We start from the raw sequence: 21,490 nt of genomic DNA on the forward strand, positions 1-21,490 counted from the left end.
ACTATTTTACATAACAATGCAAAGGCAGCCTCTCTACTGAGTCTGCACCAGCACACGTAATCGCTTCACTTCGTATTGTGAGGCGTTGGACATGAAGGTCCAGTCGCGGGTTTTTCCGGTACTGTTGCCGATGCCGACGTCTGCGCCGGGTCCGCTTTTCCACTGGTTGATGGCGAAGATCGTCTGCTTCGCCTCATAGTTGTGGACCTGCATGCAGCCGTAACCGTCTGAAGGCTCGGATGGTTCATCGCCGAAATCCCAGAGGGTCGCACTGGCGTTGGGGATGTTCTTCGCATTCAATGGGCCGTAGTTGCTCGGCCAGAATTCGATGTTGCCGCCGGGCAGACCTTTACCCGTCACGATACCGGGCACATTGGAAACCACATTGAGATTATTCACCTTCGTTTGAAAGCTGGCTTTGCTCTCAAACGTGGGCACAGCAATTTTAGTGATATCAGTGGTGAAGGCGTCCATGGAGACATACACGTATTGCGTTTCTTCACCGATCTTCTGCAGCTCCAGGAAGTAGGCGATGCGGCCATAGGGCGTGGTAAAATCCTGACTCGAATTGAAAGTGTAATTGATTTTGCTGCCCAGATTTTTCAAATCAAGATCGTAGACCAGTGTGTACTCTTTGGATTCTTCGACTTTGAGTGACATCCAGTCGCGCTGGGGCACATCGCCTGCCCGGAAGGGAGTCGCTGGCAGACCTTCTTTGTTGGACAGATTGGGTTCTGCCAGTTTATTCCAGCCGAACCGCATGGCGGCGGCCTGCTTGACTTTGGGAGAAGACAGAATCACCGAGTCCCCTTCAATGACAGCTTCGGCGGGAACGAAGTCGGTTTCTTCGCCGATGATTTCGAACCAGTTGAGCGGTTTACCATCGCGCGAGACGAGTCCGCTGCCGACATGATCGAAGGTCACACGCAGTTTGGCGCCTTCTTTCTTAAGCGATTTGAAGACCGGCCCGGAATGCACAAGGCCTTTCTGGCCGTATGTGTTTGCCAGCGCGATCAGTGCCAGACGATCGCCGACGTCCTGCTTGTTGGTGGGATGGATGTCCTTCAAATCGCCGATATCATGAATCACGACCTGCCCGGTATGGGGAATCTCCAGCGCCTTGTTCTGCGCTTCCCAGAAGACAGGCAGAATACTGGGCGATTCGCTACCGTACTGAAAGGGAGCGATCTGAACGTAAAGGAAAGGAAATTCTCCCTGGTTCCAGACTTCGCGCCAGCCGCCGATGAGGGCTTTCATTTTTTCATAGTAAAGCATGCCTTCGCCGTGATTGGATTCGCCTTGATACCAGATGGCACCACGAATGGCGAACGGAACGAGGGGATGAATCATACCGTTATAAAGCGTGGTGGGAGAACTGCGACTGGTGAGCGGCTGAATGGCCGTGGGATACGCAGGAGGCGGCGCGAGCGGCGTTTCCGCTTTCAATGCCGTTTTTGCTTCCGCCGTCCAGTTTTCCAGGCCTTTCAGATAATTTCCCAGAGTAGCCTGATAGGCGGCGGTTGCGGGGTTGGTGAGTTGCACCTGTTTCTCGATGTCGGCCAGCGCGGGAACTTGCGCAAATCCTACAGGGGGCGTCCAGGGTTCGATGCGAGTGCCGCCCCAGGAAGAATTGATCAGCCCGATCGGGACATTAAGTTCCCTGTGTAATTTGAGACCGAAGAAATAACCGGCTCCGGTATAGCTGCCTACGGTTTCGGGCGAACAGACGGTCCAGGCGGCATCGACGTCATCTTGTGGAAAGCCATGGGGAACCTTGGGAATTTTGATGTGACGAATCAGCGGGTAGTTGGCGGCCGCCTGTTCCTGTTCGAAATTGTTGCTGCGGGAAACGGGCCATTCCATGTTGGACTGTCCCGAGCAGAGCCAGACTTCGCCGATCAGCACGTCTGAAATTGTGACCGTGTTTTTTTCTCTGACCATGAGCGTTATCGGATCGCCGATCTGCTGAGGTGGCATTTTCACCATCCACTCGCCTGCAGCGTTGGCAACTGTAGAAGTAATAGAAGTGCCCAGTTTCACCGAGACCTCATTCCCCGGATCGGCCCAGCCCCAGACCGGAAGGGGCTGCCCACGCTGCAGAACCATGTGATCCCCAAAGATATGGGGGAGACGGACTTCCGCCTGGGTCTGTGCGGTCACACAAAACAGAACAAAGCAGGTCACAGCGAACAGTGAGATGCGATTTGATTTCATCAGGGTTTCAATTCGTTTGGAGTAATACGTGAGTAGCTGGCAGGAAACAAAGAATGAGGAATGAATCCTGCTCTCTATTAAAATGATCACCAAATTTTGCACACGACGCAAGGGAAATGCCTGAGATTCACAACTATCGCTCAATACCAAAGCAATCTGCGCGACGGTGTTTCAGTGAGACGGAAGATATCGGCTGGCGCTCTGCCGGACCTGATACAGGGGGAATTGGGCAACAGTACTTCTGTTTCAATCACCAAGTGGTTTGAGGCGCAGTGTGAGGGTTACCTCATCGGGATAGCGCCCGTCCGGTCCGGAGCTAAGCAATTCGACCTTCTGACGCTGCGTTTGAAATCCCGGATAGGACGCGGTGAGTTCATAGATGCCCGGTGGTCCTGCAAACGAATACCTCTCATTCTGCTGGCTGTGAAGGGAGATTGTTCCCGAGCTGTTTTGCAGTTCAAGATCACAGCCTGGCAGCGGGACCCCATTCTGGGTGAAGACGTTGATCACTCGTAATGCCATATTCCTGGACGGATTTTTAATGTCGTTGGGAGTCAGGTTCAGGGATTTCGTTTCCTGCGCTTTGAGCGAGACCGGAAACGATTCAGTGGGATTTCGAATATCCTGTCTGGTTAAAAAATAGTTGCCCGCGGGAATATTGCCAGCCGTAAAGTTCCCCTTTTGATCAGGGTAGATGTGTGTCAGCAGCTGTTTATCCTCGCTCCATAATTTGAGCGAAGTGCAACCACCCGGGCCACAGAGCGATTCGTCCAGCTTACCCTGCAAGGATGACACACCTTCTGGTAATGGCAGCGTGACAGTGGAGTTCAACGATTCGGGAGTGACGCTGATTTTCTTTCGCACCGCAGGATAACCGGGACGCTGGGCGACTAATTCGTATTCGCCCGGCGGGACCAGATTGAAGACATAAGGTTCACTATTATTCTGGCGTGGTGCCAGGATGCCCGTATCCAGGCCGAATGTCCAGACGGGGTTGTAAGTCTGAAGCGTCAGGCGCAGGTTTTCGGTCGCCTTTGGCGTACATTTCACCGTGAGCGTGCCGATTTTCTGTTCGATGGTGCCGAGATCCTGATCTTTTGCAAGCAACTGGAACGAGTCGACGCGAACCCATTTATCATGCATTCCCGGGACCGCGTAATACAGAGTTCGTTCGGCGGGACCTGCTCCATAGAATTGAAATCCTCCATCGCCGCCGGTGATGGTAAACGCACGAAAGATGCCAAAATTCGGGTTCTCGCCGGCAAGCAGTAGACGCGTGTTTGATAAGGGGGCTCCGTTGACTTTCAACCGTCCTGTCAATTCGGGACGACCACCTAGATTGAGTATGCTGGTCTTACCATTTTCAGGCAGAATGGCCTGACGCACGACGCCATTCGAATTCCCTTCGTCGGCTCGTAGCACGTAACAGAGTTGTTCGGGCAGATGCGCGACTGAGTACTGGCCTTTTTCATCGGTGATCACGGTGGCTAAACGTCCCGCATCACTGGTGGCACTACCGCTGTAGCCAAAACTGTCTTGAAAGAATAAGGTCACGTTTGGTTCCGGCTGGCCTGCGTCATCAGTAACCAGTCCCTGTACCGTACCGCCACGTTTGAGAGTCACCTTGATATCAGGAATCGGAGTGGCTGTAAGGTCGATCGCTTTGACAATCGCAAAGACATAGTCCGGGTGAGTAACTTTCAGGGATTCCCTACCGGCGTCAAGGTGGGTCAGGGTGAATTTTCCATCAACGGTTTTTGCAGATCCTTCCTCTGTTGTAAAAGCCCCTAATGCCGGTGGCATGACGCCTCTGGATTTGGAGAGGGGAATCACGGTGGCTCCGTTGATCGGCTGACCTTGTGCATTCACAACAGTTCCAGAAAGAGAAACCCCCGCTGTCAGTTTGACCTGGATCGGTTTCCCCTGGTTTTCATCGGTATTGATCGGTTCGCTCAGGGTTTGTGCAAAACCGTTCGCAGCGACTTCAATCCTGTAAATTCCAGGTCCATTCACTTCCACTGCGAATTTCCCGTTTAAATTATTGACGTCCTCCCAGCGGGAGCTCTGTACAAAATTAGGACCACGTAATGTCCTGATCTTGATCGCACGAACCTGGTATTTTTTGACTGGCAGAGAGCTATCGCCGCGGACGACCGTGCCTTGCAGTTTTGGTTTTCCTTTCACCACCACATTGAGAGTGATATTTTCAGACGGAGCGGAGACATCGTGCGCCCCTTGCAACTCGAAATTGGGGGACTGGATATCGAGTTTATATTTACCACGCTGAATGGGATCGATCCGAAATTCTGTCTTCCCTGGCCTGATATAGACGCTGCCACTCCGCTGCGGGTCATCTGAATTTGCGAAGATCCAGAAACCACGATATTGCTGAGGGTCGCCAGTAAAGTTGATCTTGCCGGAAATTGAGACCAGCGAGGCGGGTGAAGGATAATGGAGCTTTAAGGAGAGAGGTTGCTCCTGCTTCAACAGAGTGGTTGAGTTGAGCATCGGCTTTCTCGTAAATGTGCTCCCCCCCGCAGGTACAGACACCGTGACGTTGTAGACATCATCCACGATGTGAGGCAGAGTAAAGGTACCATCCTTGCTGATCTCATAACCAGAGGGAGATCTGCCGAAGGTCCACCAGTCGGGCAGCGCAATGATCTTCCACCCGGCCGGAGGTTTGCCGTCCGAGCAGAGGACTTTACCTTTTACTTCGATTCCCTTGCGCTGTACCAGTTTCCGTTTGACGATTTTTTCAGGATCGTCGAGTTTGATCACCAGTCTCGCAAAGCCATACTTCGACGAGGAGGTCGCAATCTGGTATTCGAACTCAGACGGTTTCAAGCCCAGTGTCACCTGGCCTGTGCGATCGGTGGAGACGGTTTCCGGACTGAAACCACTTGTGTCTGTCAAAGATTTGGCATGAACGGTGACATCAGGCACAAGTTTACCCTGCTCATCCACGGTTTCGATACGCAACTGGCAGGCACGTTCGAGTGTGATATTCTCTACCGTATGTGAATTGGATGAGAGAATGACGCGCGGACAATCTGTGCTTCGTTCAACCCCCACCCACCGCAGCGACTTGATCATCATCCGGTGCTCTCCCGGCTTTTGGATCTTCGAAAACAGATAATATCCTTCCTGATCCGTTTTTGTCTGAATCAGACGCCCGCCATTCTGGTGCAGGAGTATGACCTCGGCATCGGTCACAGGCGCGCCAGATTGATCTACAATGCGTCCACTGAGGATGCCTTGCGAGACAGGTGATTCTTTTTTGACACTTTTCGGTTGCGCTGAAGGCTCTGATTTCTGGTTCGGTTTCTGCTTCGCCTTCGTTGCCGCCGTCTGATTCGATTTTGGTTCCTGCTCTGTTTTCGCCGACGGTGCTTTGTCCTGTTTCACTTCCGGATCAACTGCCGCTTGAGAACGATCCATCCGCGACATGGGCAGCAGCAAGATGCCAGCAAGGATGATGGTTGCAAAACCGGCAAACCCCAACCTGGCAGACCGGGGAACAGGACGCGAAATAATCCGTCGCACACGCTGTGCCAGCGGCTTACGCGGTTCGAGAATTCCAATCAGTTGCAAGCTGAGCTTATCTGGAAACGAGGTCAGAGCCGCGATATCCAGTAACGTAGACGAATACTGGTGTGATTGCACCTGGAGTGTCACCAGCACAGTTTCATCCACGGCCTGTTCGCGTAAGCGTCTGAGCATGCTATGAGCAATCCACACCAGTGGATTATAAAAATAAAGAATCAGCAGCAAAGTCTGTAGACAGTTCAACTGCAGATCGTAGCGTTTCCAGTGCGCGAGTTCGTGCACGAAGACCTGCCGCAGCTGATCGTGGTTAAGTTGATCCAGCAGGTGACGAGGCAGGATGATCGTCGGTTTCCAGAGTCCACAAATTGCCGGACTGCCGACCTGATCAGAGATTTTCAGTTGTACAACATGTTGTTTGAGACCAGACAGCTGACAGCAATCATTGAGCAGGTTGACCAGTTCAGACGGTGCACCATCTGCTCGTTTGACAAGATACCGAACCTGGCGTGTGCGACGGACGACGAAAACACACAAGACTACCACGACCGATAACCAGGCCAGTAACAGCATTGCTGTGGGGTTGAGCCGTTGATAGGGAACGGGAGTTGCTTCGCGAGGTTCTGCAACTGGCAGAGGTGGAACCGGTGTGACGCTGGAAGCCATTGAGGGAAATTCAGCGGGCTCTGGTGCGACATCGGGAATCACAACCGGAACAGGCGGTCGTTCTGTTGAAACAGGTGCTGTTGGTGTGGTCTGTAGTTTGAAAGATTCAGTCGATTCGACGTTCACCACGGCGGGGGAAGATTCGACTGGAGAATTTGCGGGAATGTAGTCCGTTAACCAGTACGCGGCGCTGGCAGGAGAGTAAAGCGTGACTGGTAGAATAAGCTTGAGCAATACCAGAGACCAGAGCCAATACCGGGTGACGGCGCGCACTCTATGGCGCAGGCATAAATCGACCAGCAGCAAAACGACCACCAGGACACAGACCTGCGCAAACATCGCACTGCTGAAACTCCAGAATCTCTCGCCATAGTGATTGAGCAGTGTAATGATCTCATTCAATGGTTCAGCCATGTCTCTGACTCCCAATCTTAAAATGTGTTGCTTACTCAGGCTTGCGATCGGCACGTTTGATGATCTTGCGGAGTTGCTGAATCTCTTCGGTAGTGAGTTCTTCTTCGTCGACGATGAACTGCAGCATGGGAGTCAAAGCACCATTAAAGGCGCGACTGAGCAAACGCTTCAACTCACCACGTTTCGCATTGTCGGGGCTGATAGCCGAGCTGAACAGGTTCAGGTTCCGGATCGACTTCCTGGTTAACAGCCCCTTGGTCACCATGCGATCCATCGTGGTCTTTACCGTGCTGTAAGCCCAGGCGTAAGATTCCGCCAACGCTTCCTGGACCGTTCCCGCGGCACAGGGTTCGTGCTCCCAGACCACGTTCATAATGACCCATTCCACGTCGGTCATGGTTGTGGACGGCTGATTCGATTTTGCTTTTTTGCCCATCAGTTTCTCCTCATATTCGACACATGCCGACATTACACTACATTTGTCGAACTGTCAAGAAAATGTTTTCCAGATTATCAGAAAATAAATCAGAGCATCCGAAGCAGGATCGTACGGATCAACGCGCGGACGACTTCAAAAATTAATCCTCTGATAATCGGAATTGAACAATTTCGAGAATAATGGACCTGCGTAGAGAATTTGTAAGCGAACTTAGAGGACAATGATTCCATGAATGAACCTGTTGCACCGGAAATGGCTGGCATTGCCTGTTTGTGTCTTGGATTAGCGCTGATCATCTGCGCGACCTGGTACCCTCAATTTCTTCTCTACCGCATGCATGCAGACCGAGTGGCCAGACATTGTGGAGAAGCAGCCACTAAGAAATTATTTCAATTGATTGGCATCGTTTCTGTCGGGTTCAGTATCAAACACTTCCTTGGTGCCTGGTTTTCATGAATCACCGGCCGTCTGGTAATTGATCTCTGCTTTGTGGGTTTGTAAACCATCACAGAGCGGATTCAGAAAGGCGGGTACGTAAAAATATCGCAAACAAATCGCGATTCGAACGTGCGACCTCTACTTCCCGAACTTATTGATTGCATATACAGCTTCTTGTGGTCAAAAGCCTGGCAGGCGATCACCTCGTTCAAAACGGTTGAGGGACCGTCGTGTAGTGGAATTCGGCCGCGGTCTGCGGTGCGTGATCAAGAAACATGCTCTTCAGTCGCTGGTCTGCATTGCTTCCAACAGTGGTTTACTGTCGACATCAGGGTATTTGAGGCCCAGTAGTCTGGCGATGGTGGGAGCGATCACGGTATTGTCTACAGCGGGAAGTTTTATTCCTGTTCGGATGCCAGCACCAGCCAGGATGCACATGGCGTTCATCTTCGGAAGTTTTGCCAGAAACCCATGAGAGCCAAGCGACGTTCGCGCTTCTTCATACGTGGTAACAAGGGTATCTCCTGTCACGGAACCCGAAACAGCGTATCCCTCTTTCGCGACCAAAATGGCGTCGGGGACCTGGTTGTATTCACGCGGGTGCGGGAATCCGACTTCGTCGAAGCGATCTGGCAAGAGAACGTCGGCAACGCCTTCTTTTCCAACGAACATTTTCTTGAAATCAGCAGCTGCCCGAGCAGCCTCAGCTGGATTAGTGCAGTACACAAGACCAATGCCACCTTCTGGAATGACATGCACCTGTGCCTGCGTCAGCTTTCCATCTTCGACCTTCAACAAACCTGCCTCTCGCAGTAAAACGTTGGGCCGAATCGCTTTGGGTGTGAGCGTAAAACCATGATCAGCCACCAGAATAATCGTCGTCTTTTCACGAATTCCAGCATCATCGATCGCGTCTATAATTCGAGACACACACATGTCTGCATATGCGTTGGCGGTGTAGCCCGCTTGTGACTGTGGCCCCCGCCTGTGATGGGTCGCATCATTATTCAGCAGATGGATAAGCATCAGATGTGGTTTTCGTTCACGAATTAAGTGACACGCTGCTTCAGTCCAGACATAATCCAACCCGACGATGCTGGCTTTCCGAAAAGAGGCGTGTGTCTCGTCTTTCAAGAGCCCCTTTTCAATCAGTTCTGTTCGTAATCGGGGCGTTGTATAATCAAGGGCATTGGGAACATCAGGAAACTGGTCATCAAATGACTTTGAATTGCGAGTACATGGCCAGTTCACTTCAGCGGTTCTCAGCCCTGCGGCATGAGCCACATCCACCACGGTGGGAACTTTCACAAGATCACTCTGGTCGCGATGTGAATCAATCTTTACTGGCACTCCAATTCCGCCACGCACCAGAACCCCATTTGCAAGTACACCATGCCGACCGGGTTTCATGCCTGTCACCAGAGTTGTGTGGTTGGGCCAGGTGACAGAAGGATCAGAAACTTTCATTCCACCATCCACGATACAGCCTTCGCGCGCGAGTCGACGAATTGTTGGCAATGGTACTTTAGGATCATCAACAAGATAGGCTGCTAACCCGTCAATGCTGATCACAACCACGTGATGTTGCGCATCGGCTGCTTGAGCCACAGTCAGAGTGTTTAGACAGACCAGAGCAACAACAATCAGACAGTAGAACCGACAATAACTATAACGCATGCAAGCTTTCTCCCAGGCGATTGGTCTATTGAAATATCACCTTCACCAGCGTTCGATCAGTACTTTGACTTACTATAACGTATCGAAGACTGCCCCATTGAGCAATTTATCTCTCAGTTTTCAGTTGAAGGATTCGGTGTAGCCGTTTTTTCAGGGACTCCCCCAATGCACAAACAGCTAACTCAGGCGTTCCAGAACACTTTCACTGTTCAGCCTACATTCGACATCGATGCACAGGTACTTTCGTGGTAGTGCTGTAGCGACGTTCTAAAGATGCTCCGGTTTTTTCACCACAGAGGGGAATAAATGATTTTGATTTCGAACACGGCAATCACGAATTCACCCTGGGTAGACCACGATGAGTATTGTGTGATTCAGCAGACCTACGCGAAAACGAAGAATAAAGTTACATATTGAAAATCTAATTTTGCTTGGTATTATTTATAGCATGCTGGCATTATTTCCAGCATCTATGTGTGATATGAAGCAGCTGGGCATCATAACAGAACTAAAACCGGTTATTTTGTGCGTATTTGTTCCATATCGGTGTCATATCAGAACAAGGCCGTGCAGGTTAATAACAAGTTATTTGGCACGATCACGAATACTCACACAGATCGGAGCGTCTCGATGAAACTAACGATGATTCTATTGCTTGCCGCCATTGCGACGCCCGCCATTTCCCACGGTCAAGAGAAACCTGCTAAAGTGGATTTCGTCGCTGCTCTCAAGCTCAAAGAGTTTGCGCAACTCAAACGCCTTTACATCGCTCTCGAGCATATGGAGTTTCCGAATCCAGAAAACCGGATACGAACCTGGAAGCAGCACAACACCGAAGGAATTGCTGGTGAATCTGATCCCGGCCTCGGAATTACGATCGATGCAGACGAATGGACGCTCGAACGAGTAAAGAGTATCTGGAAGATCAACTGGAAGGATTACGATTTGTCGACTGTCGCCGTGATCACGAAACGTGGCAAACAGATTCAATTTGTCGACATGACCGGCGACAATGTCGACAAGGTGAAGGATTTGCCGATTCGACGTGGCGATGCGGTGATCTTTCTTAAGAAAGAATTGGCCAAATAATATTGGCATGAACGCGAAGCCGCCGATCGCGCGTATTCAAATGGAGCATCAACCGCGGCGGCCGGGTTATGCCAGACGTTATCCAATAAACTCATTTGTTTCTTCAGACGTCCTGTAATTCGACCGTTAAACGGTTTCGCGTCACTTCGATCTGATCTGGATTTGATTCATGTCAGTCCGACCGCTCAATTGTGTTCGCGAAACTTGTTGAATCCAGGACAGCAATCGAAAACGAATAATATAGCAAACTTCTTATGTACTCTCAAAACTCATAGGTTTTCGTGGGACCTGGCTTAATTAGACGAATCGCATTCCTGACAAATCTATTAATATTTCAATCACAGTACGCGCGCTTCTTGCAAATTTAGTCTGAAAACGCTCCTGGTTCACTAACATACAACAACAGTCGGTTGAGAATGGATATCATCAATTGATTTCAAAACTAGATTGTCAAAGTACTTAACGCGCGACTGAATAAATTGTCCATACGTGGTTTTTCGTTTTTGTCAGCTGCCCAGTAGAGAAAATCAAGTGTGTAACCGCTTACGTTATCACCACATACCGCATCGACCAATGAGCATAATTTCCAACCATTGCTGTCTTTAATCTCCTTCGCCATTAATAACTTCTTGGCTATATATGCTGAGGATCTAAAACGCGAAAATGTAATTTTGAGTACTAGGTTTCTGAAGCAAATTCATGCGACTTTTGAAGATCGAGAAACCTTATCCGATTATGGTTTGACGTTAGATTTCTGCTTGCCTAACATCGTTCCAAAGGCTTGTGCAGCAAGTTGCGCGAGGGAGTCGTCTTCCGGTCCTTCGACAGAACCTGCAACACCCACCCCTCCAACAACAACATTGCCGACCTTAAGGGGAACTCCCCCCATCAAAAAAAGTGCCTTCTGCGCATGCGGGAGTTGCCCATCATCTCCGTCATCACTTTTGATGGTTTTGAGAACATCGCTTGTGGATGCCTTAAAATTCACTGCTGTCCAGGCTTTGCGAGTCGCACCGGTAATGAACTGTTCGGTGCCCAAGTCGGTCCGGAGAACAACGAGTGGAATTCCCGCCTCATCAACAACGGTCACGGCGAGATGATCGACTCCCTTCTTTTTACCTTCTGCGATAGCGAGGCGCGCAATTATCAATGCCGCTTCAAACGTCACGCTTTGTTTCTCGGTCGTCGCCGATGTCACGCTTTTAGGAGGAGTAACTGACTTAGACGTTTGGGATTTCGCGCAACCCCAAATACTCATCATCACTATGCCGATGACCGGTACTTTAAGCATTCGCAGGCACATAATAATAATTACCATTCCCTCGCGCGTACGCTATCTAAAAAGTGAAACTCATAAACTTAATTGCGGCGGCGCTGTCTAATGCGAATAGCGCCGTCGATTGAACCTGTCTGTTCAAGAGTTGCTGGTCCGGTACCGCTCTTGGGATCGGTTCGCCACGGCCATTCAGTCGAATTAAAGGGCGACATCGTTGGGAGAATCGGAGTCATCCCCCTTTTTTGGCATTGCTCTTCAATGGCACGTCGTGCGCCACCACCAAGCAATTCATAGTCCATGAGATAGTAATTCCCAAAGTACACCATTCCCAGTGACCTGTCAGCAATGACCCGCGTTAACAGGCTTAGCATTTGCTCTTCTGAGGTTACGAATTCCGTTGTCTCAAAGAGGATTAAACGGCGATGAATCGATTCTTTGCCCATGTATTGCACAAGAATGCTAAACAAAATGTTGTTCTGGCGAGTGACATACATTGTATTCGTGGCGGCGTGAACTTTATTCCAATCATCACCCAGCATTTTTTTCCATTGATCAAGGACCGTCATCCAATGCGAGACCTGCTCATCAGCGGCAAACCAGATTGCCTTCTCAGCCAACGGCTTGAACTTCTTCGCAAAGTCATCAAGATCTTCGAGAGTAAAGGTGCCGTTTTTAAGAGAATTATCCATGAAATCAAGATTGTTCTGTAATATTGCGCGTAAGACTTCCCGTTGATCGTCAGTGACTTCCAGAGAATCTAAAGAACCCACTGCTGTCTTTATCTTGCCTCGATACATTTGCATTGGTACGCGCCATTCACCACGTGATGGATTGGTGATGTAAGGTACGGTAAGCTGATAGATGGCCATCGCACTGTGACCGCAGGACTTTACATACTGATAAACAATCGAAGGTGATGGTGCGACAAGTGGCTCTTTTCCAGGACGATAAAGGGTCATTTCCCCACCGCCACCTGTGAAACGGGCGATGATAATCGGCGTTCGGGAAAGGATGTTCTTCTGAAACTTTTTTAAGGCACTGGCGTAGATGGGCATCATTGCCTTGTCGAGGGAGAGAACATTGTTCGAGGCGACTTGCCCCGCTGTTGCATGTTGAGAGCTAGAATTAGGCTGTCTTGTTTTGGCAGGTGAAAGAAGTTCTATGTACTCAGGCAGCTCTTGAGCACGTACTGCTGAGCAACAACAAAACAATCCTACAAGGATGATACCGGAAAGAAATCTGAACGACATTTGTAGACAATTTGTTTTCATGTTACCTCCTGAAGCATACAAAATGAGCCCTAAAACACTAAACTAAAACCTCCTCGTCTAGTCCTTTGCCTAGTTGACATTCGACAAGGTCAAATGTCAACTATTTTTCCAGTGTTTTCAGGACTCCACAGACATTGGATGCATCACTTTTCAATATGAAAATTCATGTAAAACTCTGAAACTGGTTCGCATCTAGTAACGCTGAAACGTTCATGTTCACTACTGACCAGATTCATAAATTTGATGATGTTCGAAAAACAAAGCCGGTAATAGCAAGAACTCATTGAATGATCGCCGCTTCAAGACGATGAAACAAAATCCAAGAGAATAAGTACGGTCTAAGAAACTTCGCTACAGGCCAGTGTGACAATAGGCATGTCAAAATAAGAGCAAAGCACGAAAAGTGAGTGCGAACACGTCAGAAGCACTGGGATTGGCTGCCGGGGTGCTGATATAGGTCAGGTTTTGTTGGAAAAAGAGATTCTTGCACAGTTTCATTTGATAATACCAGGTATAGATCTCTTCCTGAGGCCCGAGACCTAAAGTCGGATCATCGTTCATTTTCCCATAAGCAAAGGCAAAGCCTATCGAATCTTCATCACGTGTGGGAAGCGGGCCAAAATAGGTAAGACCAGCTCCAACGTACCGGTGCGTTTCAATGAATGCGGAATTGGTCGCTGCGAGTTGCAGGAAGGCGACAAGTCCATCCGGACTCTCACCCGGCCGCTCGTAAAAGAGTCGCTGCGAAGCAAAAAAGTAGCCTCCATCAGCACCATTCACGTTACCAATTGAGGCCGCCAGTGTCCCGGTTTGATACCAACCACCGATACCCATTTTGCCAGGTTTATTATCGAAACCGAGAGTCCAATTGATGCCGGTTTCGGCAACATGGAGGTAGTGACCATCGAAACGGGGTCCAGTCAGGCCCGTTTTACGCCCCGTGGCCAAACTACCATCGTAGAATCCATATTGCACATAGAAATGATTATTGGGAGTAAACGAAGCCACAACTCCTGTGGCTGAATCGTAATACCCGGGCATAATTCCAAGTTGAGTTGGGCTGACATAAAGCGGTGTCAACATCGCCCCTGAAAGACCTGGTATATTCAGGTCCTGTTCGGGATAGGGTATCGATCGCAATACATTGTTGAAATCATAAGTCGGAACTGACTTGCCAAAACGCAAGATCAGCCGGTCGTCGAGAAGAGCCTGACGGTACCAAAGCTGGTAAAGCTCCACACGCGAGTCAGGCGGCCCCGCGTCCAGTGAATTATAGCCCATGACGGTAGCAGCGTTATTATTCACCGGGTCACCAAAATAGAATAGGACCTCGGTTCCGATCATGCCTCCCTTCCAATTGAAGGCTTTTTCTGTGTCGAGCGAGAAATCAAGAACGGTGAGAGTATTTCCACTCCATTTTCCTGGGGTATTTCCGCCGGAGACCTGCCCGTTGGCATCAGTGATATGCAGACCTCCAAATCGAAAGCCATTCTCGTTGATCCCCAACCAATCGCCCAATTCACCAGACCCAGTAGTAATGTTGACAGCCGCTGGGTTACCACTGATCGCAGTTGGCAAGGTCACCGACTGCGATGCCATCGAATTATAGTCGATGGTGTGGTTGTTGAATGGTAGCACATCTTCATTTGTATTTGTTACCGGTGGCGCTGGTGGAATATCAACACGAAATTTATCGTCTAACGAAACATTCTCGTCACTTTGACTTCTGGGAAGTGTTTGAGAATAAGCAGAGCAGACAAAAGTGGACAAAGTTATTAGCGTTGTGCAGAGGAATACGCTCCAAAACCTGTTCTGTACTGCCCGAATCCTTTTCATTTTCAACCCTTGGCATAAAAGCCACAATGATATTAAACGTTTTATTATTATCGTCTGTACAACATCGTACACCATAGAATCTTTAGTGAGTTTCAATAAACCATCAAAGATTTCCCTAACCTGTTTTTAAGTAAATAGTAACGTCCGATATCGCTTCTTGAGGTGCTATTTTTCCAAAGTAAAACGGTAGTCGGTTGAGAATTGATAGGATCGCCCTGTTGGCGATTCCGCCACCGACAACCTCTGAAGGTGTGAATTGAACAAGTCGACTAGGGGAAAACGTGGCTCTTAATTGAAGTATGCGCGCCGAAATGAGTTTTCCGTCCGCTGTGGCGCAGTTGGACGCCGCCGATCCTTGCCCTCCCAGCCGCAAGAGGGGGCCGCAAACTGGCCAGATACTGGACTCGGGGAGGGCGTAATATTATGATAGGTAGTGAAAGATGCTTAGGGTGTTTTCAGGCTCAACCCAAATGGGAAATCCCGGATTATACGTATCAATGTGAAAGCGGTTCATCGTTCCATGGCCACGTACTAAAAGGGAATTGCTATGCCAAGAGTACTTTTAACAGGATTTGATACGTTTGGAGCCATACCCGTAAATCCTGCAGGAAAAGTTGCCCGATCTCTTGATGGCAAAAAAATCAATGGAGCCACAGTGATCGCTAGAATTGCTCCGGGCGTGTTTTTTAAATCCATTGACTTTGTGAAATCAGCTATTTCAGAAGTGAAGCCGGATATTGTTATTATGCTGGGAGAATATGGGGGCCGTTCCATGATTTCAGTAGAGCGGATCGCGAATAACCTGAATGATTCCACTCGATATGGCTTAACCGATAACGAAGGTGGCTCCATGCAAGATCGATTGACAGTCCCCGATGGACCAGTTGGCTATTTCACAACGTTACCAATCCGCGCGATGGTAAAAGCCATGCGTAAAGCCGGAATTCCTGCTGACATCTCAGACACGCCGGGGACGTTTGTCTGTAATCATTTGATGTATGGAATCCTGCATTATATTACAATTGCAGATCTTCCCATCCGCGCCGGATGGATTCATCTCCCGCATCTCCCCAGTGTGGCCGCCATGGAGTCTAATCTCGGCGCCCCTAGCATGTCTGTAGAAACAGCAGTTACCGGACTGTCTGCCGGGATTGAATCTATTTTGAATCATAAAGAAGATATTCTCGATCCCATTGCATCGGCTTGGCAAATCTGAACTTAAAACGAAAAATTGAAGTCCATCGCGGTTTAGGTACTGGAGACGTTCGGTTTGGTATGTCACTTGCAGAATTATGACGTACATTCCAGAAAATATATCTGAGAACTGAATGGGCGGAAAACTTTAATACAGTTCCGTTTTTCAGCAAACATCGATGACTCGGCTCAGAGTTGATAGTGGACAGAAATGAGATTCATGTGCGTTTTGCGGAAAACACCATATGCTCTCCAACTCGCCCACCGTTGCGACGAGTTACCCAGAGTCTTCGGTGGCCATTCAGGCAGATTCGAACAGGCTACCGCTGTACCGAAAACCCGTTGGAAACCCTTTTGATTGATGATTTGCTCCGTAAAAACACCCTTTTAGCTGGCGCATCATCATGGCCTGACATGACTACATTTGATCTACGCTGAATCTCATACCGAGCTGTCGAGAAGGAACAACCGGTAACCTTCGTCCCTTCCTGATTCGACCAACTATGTGCCAATCGATGCTGATTTCTTAATAAGTCCTAGCCAGATATCAGCCAGGCGGCGGACAGCATCCTGAGAAGCCCTCAGGAGCGATTTAGGGGCAGGATGTAAGAGAAGAGTTCAGGAGGCGGGAGCAGCGATTCTGGGCGGCTCAGAGCGTTGTAATTTTGCATGGAAAATTACAGAATAACGGACCACTTAACGGACCAGGGCGATCCGAAGAATAACGGACCAAAAAGCGTTTTTGTAAGTCGTTAATATAAAACAACTTAAAAGTCGGGGCGACACGATTCGAACGTGCGACCTCTGCGTCCCAAACGCAGCGCTCTAGCCAAGCTGAGCTACGCCCCGCAACTTAATCAGAGGCACAGTTTAGAGAGACACGATGAAGCCGTCAATGGTTCTCTGTGTTCTCTTCCAAAAATATGTAACCTCTACTGATGCAAGCAGATATTTAAACCATCATCAGCATTAAGCGAGGATTTCTTTAATCAAATTTCCATGAACGTCGGTCAGGCGGCGATCGAGGCCATTATTATAGTAGGTCAGCTTATCATGCTGGAAACCGAGCAGATGCAGGGCGGTCGCGTAAAAATCCCAGACGGTGGTCGGATTGAGCTCGGCCCGGCGACCAAACTCGTCAGTGGCACCATAGCTGGTGCCCCCTTTAATACCGGCCCCCATCATCCAGCAGGTGAAGCCATCCGGATTGTGATCGCGGCCGAGCGTCCCCGATTGATGTGTGGGCATACGTCCGAATTCTGTGGTCCAGAGCACGAGCGTTTCGTCTAACAGGCCACGCTGTTTCAGATCGGTAAGCAGCGCCGCCGTCGGTTGATCAAAGATGGGACAGTGTCGTTCGTAGTCGGCTTTGAGCGTTTTGTGAGCGTCCCAGTTCAACAGGCCATCCACGCCTGATGCCCGCGAGGAACAGTAAAGATTCAGATAGCGCACGCCCCGCTCCAGGAACCGTCGCGCCAGCAGACAGTTGCGCGCGTAGGACGCTTTCAGCTTATTGGGGTCTCCCGTGCCATACTGTTCGTGAATCGACTTGGGTTCGGAAGCGAGGTTCGAGACTTCGGGTGCCGACAACTGCATGCGGGCCGCAAGTTCGTAGGCTTCGATCCGCGCCTGCAGATCGGTGTTGCCCGGCCGCTGTTCGGCGTGTTTCTGATCGAGGAACTTTAAGAACGCACGCGTGGCTTTCTCTTCTTTGGGTGAAATCCCTTCGGGAATTTTCAGATTGCGAATGGGAGACTGCGCATTCATCACGATCGCCTGATGCTGGGCGGGGAGGAAGCCGTTGCTCCAGTTGGCTTTGCCGTTTGGGGGTTCGCCGCGAATATCGGGAATGGCGATGTAGGCGGGCAGGTTTTCATTTTCACTGCCCAGCGCATAACCGAGCCAGGCACCCGCGCTGGGATAACCTTCAGTATCGTGGCCGGTATTCATGAACACACAACCGGGACCGTGGGTGTTGGTTTTGGTGGTCATCGAATGAATGAAGGCGATGTCATCGACATGGCGAGACATGTGAGGCAGCATGGTCGTACACATTTTGCCCGTCTCTCCCTGGGGTTTGAACGCCCAGGGGCTTTTCATGAGGTTGCCGTTTTTCCCCTGAAAGCTGACGAAGTTTTCTTCGCCGGGCAGCGGCTTGCCATGATATTTTTCGAGGCTGGGTTTGTGCTCCCATAAATCCATATGCGAGGCGGCACCGGGGCAGAAGATCTGCAGGACCCGTTTGGCTTTCGGGGGGAAATGGGTTTCATCGACGCCGGGCTGCCAGTCTTTGTTCTGCTTTGAATTGCCCGATTTGGAATTCGCGGCTGACAGATCGTTGAGCAGCAGGTTCGTCAGTCCGAGACCGGCCATGCCTGTATAGACGCTGGAAAAAAACGAACGGCGGGAATGCACCTGTTGTAACAGGCGTCGCGTCGTGAATTGGTCAAACGGATTCAACATATGGTTCACCAGTTCAATCGAGATAAATCAGTTCGTTGGAATTAATCATGGCCCGACACAGGGCTTCCAGGCCACTGGCGGCGATGAGCGCGCGGGCGGCCTGTTGTTCTTCAGATCGAGGACTACGGGAATACAGTAATTGGAACACGCGATCAATCTGTTGATCAACATTCTCCGCGCCCGCCTCCTGCCTGAGACGTTCGGCGAGAAAGCGGGAGAGATCGAGCGTGAATTGATGGTTCATGAGCGTCAGTGCCTGTAGCGGCGTGGTCGTCGCGTTTCGTCGGGGAGCGGCAAAGGCATTATCGGGACAGTCGAAATCGGTTAACAGATCGACGCGGGCCGCGCGGGCATTCTGATGATAGACGGCGCGACGGTAGGTTTCCGGGCCGAACTGTTCGAGGGGCACATAGGTGGCGACGTTGTCCTGCAGATATTCATATAAACGAAAACCGCGGCCGCCCATTTTGAGGTCCAGTTTTCCGGTGACGGATAACAGCGTGTCACGAATCTCTTCTCCCGACAGGCGACGGGGCGGAAATCTCCAGAGCAGGCGGGAATCGGAATCGATGCGGGCAGCGTCTTCGCGGAAGGTGCTGCCCTGCTGATAGGTTTCCGAGAGCATGATCTGTTTATGGATATCTTTGAGACGCCAGCCGTTATTCTGAACCTGAAGCGCGAGCCAGTCGAGCAGCTCGGGATGACTGGGCTTGGTTCCCATGTAGCCGAAGTCACTGGGCGTGGAGACGATGCCGGTTCCAAAATGGTAATACCAGAGCCGATTGGCGAGCACGCGCGGCGTAAGCGGGTTCTCTTTGGAAACGATCCAGCGGGCCAGTTCCAGACGACGTTGACCTTGCGGTGCATTGGCGTCGAGCTTATAGCCTTCTGTCACTTTATTGAGTGTGGTCATGCTGGCAGGGACGACGGTCTCCCCTTTACGCTGCGGGTTACCGCCCACAAAGATGTGAAAAGGTCCATTGACCTGACTGTGGTTACCCACCCACCAGGAGGGGGGATTGGGAATGGCGGCCAGTTGTTGATCAACGTGTCTGATTTGTTTATTGAATTCATTGAGCTGGCTGCGTTCTTCGACCGTGACTTCCAGATCGTAGAATCGTTTGCGGCGGTGAGACGTACTGACGGGTTTGCGATTGCGGGAGGAAGCGACTTCCTGCCAGGTTTTGCCATCGGTGGAAACTTCGAGTTTGTATTCCGCCAGAAAGGTGGCTTTGTAGTTGCTCATAGCGGCGCCGGAGCGATCGCTGGAGAAGCGCACCCGATTGATAGTCTGTGGCTCAGCGAGTTCGATGGTCAGATCGGGGCTGCCGGCAATCCAGCAGGCACCGATTTTCCCGTCGATGGTCAAGCCAACATCATAGGCTCCGGCAAAGTCGCCGGCGACGCGACTGTTGGCGCCGGTGGCTTTGCCGCCGTTTTTCGCGAGCGCGACATTCTGTGGCGTTTCGCCGGCAGACCAGACTTCAAATTCATCGACGCGATATCCGGTCATGGCGCGGGGATTGGTATCGAGTCCCTGCGAAGTGAGCCGCACAAATTTGGCTGTGACGGGGGAAAACGATTCTTCCACTCCTGTTCGTTTTGCTGGTTCGCGGGTCCACTCTTTTTCGTACTCGGCGGCTTTCGCCTGGGCTCGTTTCTGAATGGCGTTTTCGATTTCGCTTTTCTGTTTCAGCAGTTCAGCTTTTTCTTTTTGCAGTGGCTGGCGTTTCTGGAGTTGCTCCTGACGGTCTTCCGGACTGGCGATCACGCGGCTGCCATGCCTGACGCCGGCGAAGGTCGCATAGAGACTGTAATAATCCTGTTGTTTAATGGGATCGAATTTATGATTGTGACAGCGACTGCAACCAACGGTCAGCCCGAGGAAGGCTTCGCCTGTGGTACGAATCATATCGTCAATCGTGTTCGCACGAATCTGGGCGGCCTGCACCGGGTCCTGATTACCGACGTTGTCATAGGGACCACAGACGAGGAATGTACTGCCGACGACAACATCGGGGTCATTTTTGCCGATCACATCACCGGCCAGGTGTTCGATGACCATCTGATCGAAAGGTTTGTCTGCATTGAATGACCGGATAATATAATCACGGAACGGCCAGACATTATCAATGATCACATTGCGTTCGAAGCCATTACTCTCGCCGAAGCGAACGACATCCAGCCAGTGGCGGCCCCAGTGTTCGCCGTAACGGGGTGAGTCGAGCAGTCGATCGATGAGTCGTTCGTAAGCATCAGGAGCTGGATCTTTTTCGAAGGCGGCAACTTCTTCGGGCGAGGGAGGCAGACCCGTCAGATTATAGGTGGCCCGTCTGATCAGTTCGCGTTTTGTGGCGCGCAGTGACGGCTTGAGATTTTTCTCTTGCAGCTTTGCGAAGATGAACTGGTCGATGGGGCTGTTCTGCCAGTGGTCGGGAGCGGCTTTGCTTTCGGGGGGAACTGCATTTGCCAGAGGTTGCAGAGACCACCAGCTGAGATCGGCTTTGGATTTTTCCTGAAGTATGAGGCTGTCGGGCCAGGCGGCTCCCTCTTTGACCCAGCGGGTGAGCAACGCGACCTGTTCTTTCGCGAGAGGCGGACCTTCTTTGGGCATGGCGGCTTTGCCGGTATCGGGGCTGGTGTGAACCACATCCAGCAGATAGCTTTCTTCAGGCTTGCCGGGCGTGAGGTAGCCTGCGTCTTTGATCGACTGCAGCGTGGCGAGGGAGAGATCCCCTTTTTCGTTGCCCGGGTTGTGGCAGCGGATGCAGTGATTGACGAGCAGCGGCGCGATTTCGTTTCCGAAATCGACCTTGGGTGTTGAGTCCGGTGTTGTTTCTGCCGCTGTGAGCAGCAGGCTGAGACACGCCGAACAGAGTGCGATCAGACAAAGTCGGGATACAGGAGATTGAGTCACTGAGCCAGTCCTTCAAATTTACTGTCGTTCACCAGAGGATGATTAAGGAA

At 50.7% G+C, this 21,490-nt stretch carries 13 protein-coding genes and 1 tRNA gene; 3 read left to right on the forward strand and 11 right to left on the reverse strand.

The features are described 5' to 3' along the window. Positions 1 to 33: 33 nt before the first annotated feature. The 3 genes from Pan161_RS26610 to Pan161_RS26620 all read right to left on the reverse strand — a co-directional run bounded on the left by Pan161_RS26610 (position 34) and on the right by Pan161_RS26620 (position 7,276). Positions 34 to 2,214: a sialate O-acetylesterase gene (locus Pan161_RS26610; RefSeq protein WP_145231778.1), complete on the reverse strand. Its 2,181-nt coding sequence runs from the start codon at positions 2,212 to 2,214 to the stop codon at positions 34 to 36. Between the two features lie 246 nt (positions 2,215 to 2,460). Continuing rightward, positions 2,461 to 6,840: a carboxypeptidase regulatory-like domain-containing protein gene (locus tag Pan161_RS26615; protein ID WP_145231779.1), complete on the reverse strand. Its 4,380-nt coding sequence runs from the start codon at positions 6,838 to 6,840 to the stop codon at positions 2,461 to 2,463. Positions 6,841 to 6,871: 31 nt separating this feature from the next. Further along, positions 6,872 to 7,276: a BlaI/MecI/CopY family transcriptional regulator gene (locus tag Pan161_RS26620; RefSeq protein WP_197995550.1), complete on the reverse strand. Its 405-nt coding sequence runs from the start codon at positions 7,274 to 7,276 to the stop codon at positions 6,872 to 6,874. A gap of 231 nt (positions 7,277 to 7,507) precedes the next feature. Between Pan161_RS26620 and Pan161_RS26625 the strand changes: the two genes are divergently transcribed. Continuing rightward, complete coding sequence (locus Pan161_RS26625) at positions 7,508 to 7,735, forward strand: hypothetical protein (RefSeq protein ID WP_145231781.1); 228 nt, start codon at positions 7,508 to 7,510, stop codon at positions 7,733 to 7,735. A gap of 264 nt (positions 7,736 to 7,999) precedes the next feature. Here Pan161_RS26625 and Pan161_RS26630 read toward each other — a convergent pair whose 3' ends face one another. Beyond that, positions 8,000 to 9,394 carry an alkaline phosphatase family protein gene (locus Pan161_RS26630; RefSeq protein WP_145231782.1) on the reverse strand — a complete coding sequence of 465 codons (1,395 nt, stop codon included), beginning with the start codon at positions 9,392 to 9,394 and terminating at the stop codon, positions 8,000 to 8,002. A 630-nt stretch (positions 9,395 to 10,024) separates the two neighbouring features. On the opposite strand from Pan161_RS26630, the gene Pan161_RS26635 reads away from it, so the two are divergent. Continuing rightward, complete coding sequence (locus Pan161_RS26635) at positions 10,025 to 10,483, forward strand: hypothetical protein (protein ID WP_145231783.1); 459 nt, start codon at positions 10,025 to 10,027, stop codon at positions 10,481 to 10,483. A 442-nt stretch (positions 10,484 to 10,925) separates the two neighbouring features. On the opposite strand, the gene Pan161_RS30765 is transcribed toward Pan161_RS26635, so the two are convergent. The 4 genes from Pan161_RS30765 to Pan161_RS26650 form a co-directional block, all read right to left on the reverse strand. Further along, complete coding sequence (locus tag Pan161_RS30765) at positions 10,926 to 11,102, reverse strand: hypothetical protein (protein WP_197995551.1); 177 nt, start codon at positions 11,100 to 11,102, stop codon at positions 10,926 to 10,928. 114 nt (positions 11,103 to 11,216) lie between these two features. Continuing rightward, a complete protein-coding gene (locus tag Pan161_RS26640; RefSeq protein WP_145231784.1) occupies positions 11,217 to 11,801 on the reverse strand; it encodes a heme-binding protein in 585 nt (194 codons plus the stop codon). 41 nt (positions 11,802 to 11,842) lie between these two features. After that, positions 11,843 to 13,030: a hypothetical protein gene (locus Pan161_RS26645; RefSeq protein WP_145231785.1), complete on the reverse strand. Its 1,188-nt coding sequence runs from the start codon at positions 13,028 to 13,030 to the stop codon at positions 11,843 to 11,845. A gap of 378 nt (positions 13,031 to 13,408) precedes the next feature. Then, a complete protein-coding gene (locus Pan161_RS26650; RefSeq protein ID WP_197994246.1) occupies positions 13,409 to 14,866 on the reverse strand; it encodes a carbohydrate porin in 1,458 nt (485 codons plus the stop codon). A 547-nt stretch (positions 14,867 to 15,413) separates the two neighbouring features. Between Pan161_RS26650 and pcp the strand changes: the two genes are divergently transcribed. Beyond that, the gene (gene pcp, locus Pan161_RS26655; RefSeq protein ID WP_145231787.1) at positions 15,414 to 16,082 is read left to right on the forward strand and encodes a pyroglutamyl-peptidase I; all 669 of its coding nucleotides are present in this window, start codon (positions 15,414 to 15,416) and stop codon (positions 16,080 to 16,082) included. Positions 16,083 to 16,834: 752 nt separating this feature from the next. Here the strand turns inward: pcp and Pan161_RS26660 are convergent. From Pan161_RS26660 to Pan161_RS26670, 3 genes are all read right to left on the reverse strand, one after another. Continuing rightward, a tRNA-Pro gene (locus tag Pan161_RS26660) sits at positions 16,835 to 16,909 on the reverse strand. A gap of 120 nt (positions 16,910 to 17,029) precedes the next feature. Continuing rightward, complete coding sequence (locus Pan161_RS26665) at positions 17,030 to 18,523, reverse strand: DUF1501 domain-containing protein (protein WP_145231788.1); 1,494 nt, start codon at positions 18,521 to 18,523, stop codon at positions 17,030 to 17,032. A 13-nt stretch (positions 18,524 to 18,536) separates the two neighbouring features. Further along, entirely contained in the window at positions 18,537 to 21,440 is a 2,904-nt protein-coding gene (locus Pan161_RS26670; RefSeq protein WP_145231789.1) for a DUF1553 domain-containing protein, read from the reverse strand. Positions 21,441 to 21,490: the final 50 nt, after the last annotated feature.

It is taken from the genome of Gimesia algae (assembly GCF_007746795.1).
Lineage (GTDB): Bacteria > Planctomycetota > Planctomycetia > Planctomycetales > Planctomycetaceae > Gimesia > Gimesia algae.

Coding starts and splice junctions, on each gene's coding strand:
- Pan161_RS26610 (WP_145231778.1), bottom strand. CDS start 2,214: ATGAAATCAAATCGCATCTCACTGTTCGCTGTGACCTGCTTTGTTCTG.
- Pan161_RS26615 (WP_145231779.1), bottom strand. CDS start 6,840: ATGGCTGAACCATTGAATGAGATCATTACACTGCTCAATCACTATGGC.
- Pan161_RS26620 (WP_197995550.1), bottom strand. CDS start 7,276: ATGGGCAAAAAAGCAAAATCGAATCAGCCGTCCACAACCATGACCGAC.
- Pan161_RS26625 (WP_145231781.1), top strand. CDS start 7,508: ATGAATGAACCTGTTGCACCGGAAATGGCTGGCATTGCCTGTTTGTGT.
- Pan161_RS26630 (WP_145231782.1), bottom strand. CDS start 9,394: ATGCGTTATAGTTATTGTCGGTTCTACTGTCTGATTGTTGTTGCTCTG.
- Pan161_RS26635 (WP_145231783.1), top strand. CDS start 10,025: ATGAAACTAACGATGATTCTATTGCTTGCCGCCATTGCGACGCCCGCC.
- Pan161_RS30765 (WP_197995551.1), bottom strand. CDS start 11,102: ATGGCGAAGGAGATTAAAGACAGCAATGGTTGGAAATTATGCTCATTG.
- Pan161_RS26640 (WP_145231784.1), bottom strand. CDS start 11,801: ATGGTAATTATTATTATGTGCCTGCGAATGCTTAAAGTACCGGTCATC.
- Pan161_RS26645 (WP_145231785.1), bottom strand. CDS start 13,030: ATGAAAACAAATTGTCTACAAATGTCGTTCAGATTTCTTTCCGGTATC.
- Pan161_RS26650 (WP_197994246.1), bottom strand. CDS start 14,866: ATGAAAAGGATTCGGGCAGTACAGAACAGGTTTTGGAGCGTATTCCTC.
- pcp (WP_145231787.1), top strand. CDS start 15,414: ATGCCAAGAGTACTTTTAACAGGATTTGATACGTTTGGAGCCATACCC.
- Pan161_RS26665 (WP_145231788.1), bottom strand. CDS start 18,523: ATGTTGAATCCGTTTGACCAATTCACGACGCGACGCCTGTTACAACAG.